Here is a 3,997-nt window from a genome sequence, read left to right as displayed (position 1 = left end):
GGTGTTGACGAGCGTATCGTACATCACGCCGTGCTGGTCGCTGGGTTTTTTGGCGACGACATGGCCGAAACGCGCTTCCCAGACTTCGCCGTCGAGCGTCGTCGCGCGCAAGGTGGCATTCGCAAGACCGGTCTTGCGCAGCAAGTCGAGCTGTTCGCCGCCGAGCTTTTCGCAGCGCAGCTCGGGCGGATAGATGCTGTGTGGGTCGATCAGGACCGCGGCGATGTCAGCGCGTCCCAGCATCGCCGCCGCGGTTGAACCGGCGAGACCACCGCCGACGATCGCAACATCCGTGTAGCGCATGCATTGCCTCTCGACCGAAGGCCCTATCAATGCGCCCGAAAACGCAAACAAATCTTGAAAGCGAGGTGCTGAAAAGCCGGTTGCCGGATGCCGATTTAACCGAAAGGCAATGTCGGACGGACAAGATCACCGCCGCGCCGCCGTCGCTCAAAGCATGGGTCCGATGATTTCGGTAACGATTGATTCACCTAGTCAGGTCGTCGGCCCGCACTGGGACGACCTCGTCCGGCGTGCATCCTCCAACGTCTTCATGAACCCCGCCGCGCTGCAGGCCGCTTGCGCGACCGACTTCGCCAGGATTTTGATGTTGCTGGCCTGGGAGGAGGGCGCGGGTGCGCGGAAGCTCGTCGGCGTCTGGGCGCTGCGGCTACGAAAGATGGCGCCGTTCTGGCCGACGGTGCTGGAAGCGCTGCCCTACAACTACGCTTTTCTTTCCAGCCCCGTGGTCGATCCTGCCTATGTCAACGCGGTAATCCCCGCGTTCTTCGCGGCGATCGACAAGAGCCCGTCGCTGCCCGACGTCGTGAGCCTGCATGACTTCGACGCAGAAGACCCAAGTTATCCCGCGATGCTGCGCGAACTGGCGGCGCGCGGCGTCACACCCCTGATGCTTTCCGCAAGCGCGCGCCCCTTCGTGACCCCCGAATTCGGCGTCAAGCGATCCGGGTCGACCCGCAAGAAGCTGCGGCAGGACTGGAATCGATTGACGGCGCTCGGCGCCGTCGAGGTGGTGAACGACAGGACGCCCGCCGGCGCGGAGCAGGCGTTTGAAACGTTTCTCGCGCTGGAAAAAGCCAGCTGGAAGGGCGAGGAGGGCACCGCGCTGCTGTCGGATAGCCACGACGCCGCCTTCGTGCGGCGATTGCTGCAAAATCTGGCTGCGCGGGGCGAAGCTTCGGTGGCGCTGCTGCGGGTCGGCGGCGAGGCCATCGCCGCGCAGGTGCTGATGTATTGCGGGACCACGGCCTACACCTGGAAAACCGCGTTCTGCGCGACCTACGCCAAATATTCGCCGGGCACGCTTCTGATCGACAAGATCACCGAGGAGCTGTTTGCCGGTTCCGAGGTTCGGGCGATCAATTCCTGCGCGGCGGAAGCAAGCTTCATGGCGCAGCTCTGGACCGGGCGCCGGACCATGGTCGATATGCTGGTCGATCTCGGCCCGGGAAAATCGCTCGCCTACCGGCTGGAAGCCGGGCGGCAGCTCGGCTACCAGCGTTTGCGGAGCTGGCGCGACCGGCTGCGCCACCGGCCCTCGGCCCCGGCGCCGAAGAAATTGAGCCTGGCGGCGCCCGTATAGGTCTGAATGGCCCTATATTACCCGGGTAATAACGCGTTTCGCCGGTTCTGGATGATCGGTCGCAATGGCAGGCCAGGAGGGGCGTCGCAGAGGCTCACGGGATTCGCCGTCGCTGATGCCCAAAGGCGCGATATCGGCCTGTGCTAAGATTCACGAGCATGATGATTCCGCCTATGCCGCAGGCGCTTCTCGTCTTGTCGTTTCGTCTTGACTTGCCTATCTACCGCCGATACAACCCGCGCACTTAACGACAGGCGGTGAGCGACGCCAGAGTCGGAACGGATCACCCTTTCAGTCCTACGGGATTGAGGCGGGCACCAACCTCGACGAATGCCGCTCAAACGCTGTCGATGATAGCTAGGCACTGCCAGGACGATCTTGGTTCTCTCGAGCAAGTTCTCTTGAGATTGATATCGGATGCATGACCTCGGTAGCCGACTGAACAGCGCAAGCTGATCGGTCACGACTGCGGTCCTCTGTGGCGTCGAAGCGCTTTCCGCTCAGCGATGAGCAGTTGGCGCGATTTCGCTTTGCGCGGATGTTTCGCGCCAGGCGGCCGGGTGGGGCAGGTGGCCTCAAAACAAATTTGCGGAGCCGATGTGCGGTTTCGCGTGAACTAAAGGGTGAAGGCTGACATGCCGACGATCAACCAGCTGATCGCAAGTCCGCGCGTTGTCCAGAAGTCGCGCAAGAAGGTGCCGGCGCTGCAGCAGTCGCCGCAGAAGCGCGGTGTTTGCACGCGCGTCTACACCACGACCCCGAAGAAGCCGAACTCGGCGCTTCGTAAGGTCGCAAAGGTGCGCCTGACCAACGGCTTCGAGGTCATCGGCTATATTCCGGGTGAAGGCCATAACCTTCAGGAGCACTCGGTGGTCATGATCCGCGGCGGCCGCGTCAAGGATTTGCCCGGCGTGCGCTACCACATTCTCCGCGGCGTCCTCGATACCCAGGGCGTCAAGAATCGTAAGCAGCGCCGTTCGAAGTACGGCGCGAAGCGTCCGAAATAATCGGGAACCGACCAGATGTCTCGTCGCCATTCTGCTGAAAAGCGTGAAGTGAACCCGGATCCGAAATTCGGGAACATCATCATTACGAAGTTCATGAACTCGGTCATGTACGACGGCAAGAAGTCTGCCGCCGAGAGCATCGTCTATGGCGCGCTCGAAATGATCGAAGCCAAGACCAAGCAGGGCCCGTTGCCGGTGTTCGAGCAGGCTCTGGAAAACGTGATGCCGACCATCGAAGTTCGGTCGCGCCGCGTCGGCGGCGCCACCTACCAGGTGCCGGTCGAAGTCCGCTCGGTGCGCCGGCAGGCGCTGGGGATTCGCTGGATCATCACGGCGGCACGCGAGCGCAATGAAAAGACGATGACGGAGCGGCTCTCGGCCGAGTTGCTCGACGCGTCGAATGGCAGGGGAAACGCCGTCAAGAAGCGTGAAGACGTGCACCGGATGGCGGAAGCCAACCGTGCCTTCTCGCACTATCGCTGGTAACGGCGAAACAACGGATCTTAAGGAACAACCCATGCCCCGCGTTCATGCCATAGAGGACTACCGCAACTTCGGTATCATGGCGCATATCGATGCCGGCAAGACCACGACCACCGAGCGCATCCTTTATTATACCGGCAAGAGCCACAAGATCGGCGAAGTGCACGAAGGTGCCGCGACGATGGACTGGATGGAGCAGGAGCAGGAGCGCGGCATCACCATCACGTCGGCCGCGACCACCGCGTTCTGGAACGGCAAGCGTCTGAACATCATCGACACCCCCGGCCACGTCGACTTCACCATCGAAGTCGAGCGTTCGCTGCGCGTGCTCGACGGCGCGGTGTGCGTGCTTGATTCCAACCAGGGCGTAGAGCCGCAGACCGAGACCGTCTGGCGCCAGGGCGACAAGTACCGGGTTCCGCGCATCGTTTTCGCCAACAAGATGGATAAGACCGGCGCCGACTTCTACAAATGCATGCAGGATATTGTCGATCGCCTTGGCGCCAAGCCGATCGCGATCCAACTTCCGATCGGCTCCGAGAATAACTTCAAGGGTCTGGTCGATCTCGTCCGCATGAAGGGCGTGATCTGGGAAGAAGAGAAGCTCGACGCCAAGTTCACCGACGTCGATATCCCCGAGGATATGGTCGACAAGGCCAAGGAATATCGCGAGAAGCTGCTGGAAGCCGCCGTCGAGCTCGATGACGAGGTTCTCGCTGCTTACCTCGACGGCAAGGAGCCGGATGAGCCGACGCTGAAGCGGCTGATCCGCAAGGCCGTGCTGACCGGCGCGTTCTTTCCCGTGCTGTGCGGCTCGGCGTTCAAGAACAAGGGCGTGCAGCCGCTGCTCGACGCGGTGGTCGACTATCTGCCGTCGCCGGTCGACGTGCCCGCCATCAAGGGC

General features: G+C 62.1%; 5 protein-coding genes. 4 read left to right on the top strand and 1 reads right to left on the bottom strand.

The features are described 5' to 3' along the window. On the bottom strand, positions 1-303 hold a 303-nt coding region (locus QZ213_RS25650), incomplete at its 3' end, for an FAD-dependent monooxygenase (RefSeq protein ID WP_291688862.1). Positions 304-412: 109 nt separating this feature from the next. On the opposite strand from QZ213_RS25650, the gene QZ213_RS25645 reads away from it, so the two are divergent. The 4 genes from QZ213_RS25645 to QZ213_RS25630 form a co-directional block, all read left to right on the top strand. Beyond that, a complete protein-coding gene (locus tag QZ213_RS25645; protein ID WP_365885311.1) occupies positions 413-1,603 on the top strand; it encodes a GNAT family N-acetyltransferase in 1,191 nt (396 codons plus the stop codon). 635 nt (positions 1,604-2,238) lie between these two features. Next, on the top strand, positions 2,239-2,610 hold the full coding sequence (gene rpsL, locus QZ213_RS25640; RefSeq protein ID WP_011473880.1) for a 30S ribosomal protein S12: 372 nt from the start codon (positions 2,239-2,241) through the stop codon (positions 2,608-2,610). Between the two features lie 15 nt (positions 2,611-2,625). Continuing rightward, a complete protein-coding gene (rpsG, locus tag QZ213_RS25635) occupies positions 2,626-3,096 on the top strand; it encodes a 30S ribosomal protein S7 (protein ID WP_291688861.1) in 471 nt (156 codons plus the stop codon). Between the two features lie 31 nt (positions 3,097-3,127). Further along, the coding region (locus QZ213_RS25630) for a GTP-binding protein (RefSeq protein WP_291688860.1) at positions 3,128-3,997 on the top strand (870 nt) is incomplete at its 3' end.

The sequence above is a fragment of the Bradyrhizobium sp. genome (assembly GCF_017881085.1).
In the GTDB taxonomy this organism is placed as follows: Bacteria; Pseudomonadota; Alphaproteobacteria; order Rhizobiales; family Xanthobacteraceae; genus Bradyrhizobium.
This window is presented reverse-complemented; position numbering and strand designations above follow the sequence as displayed.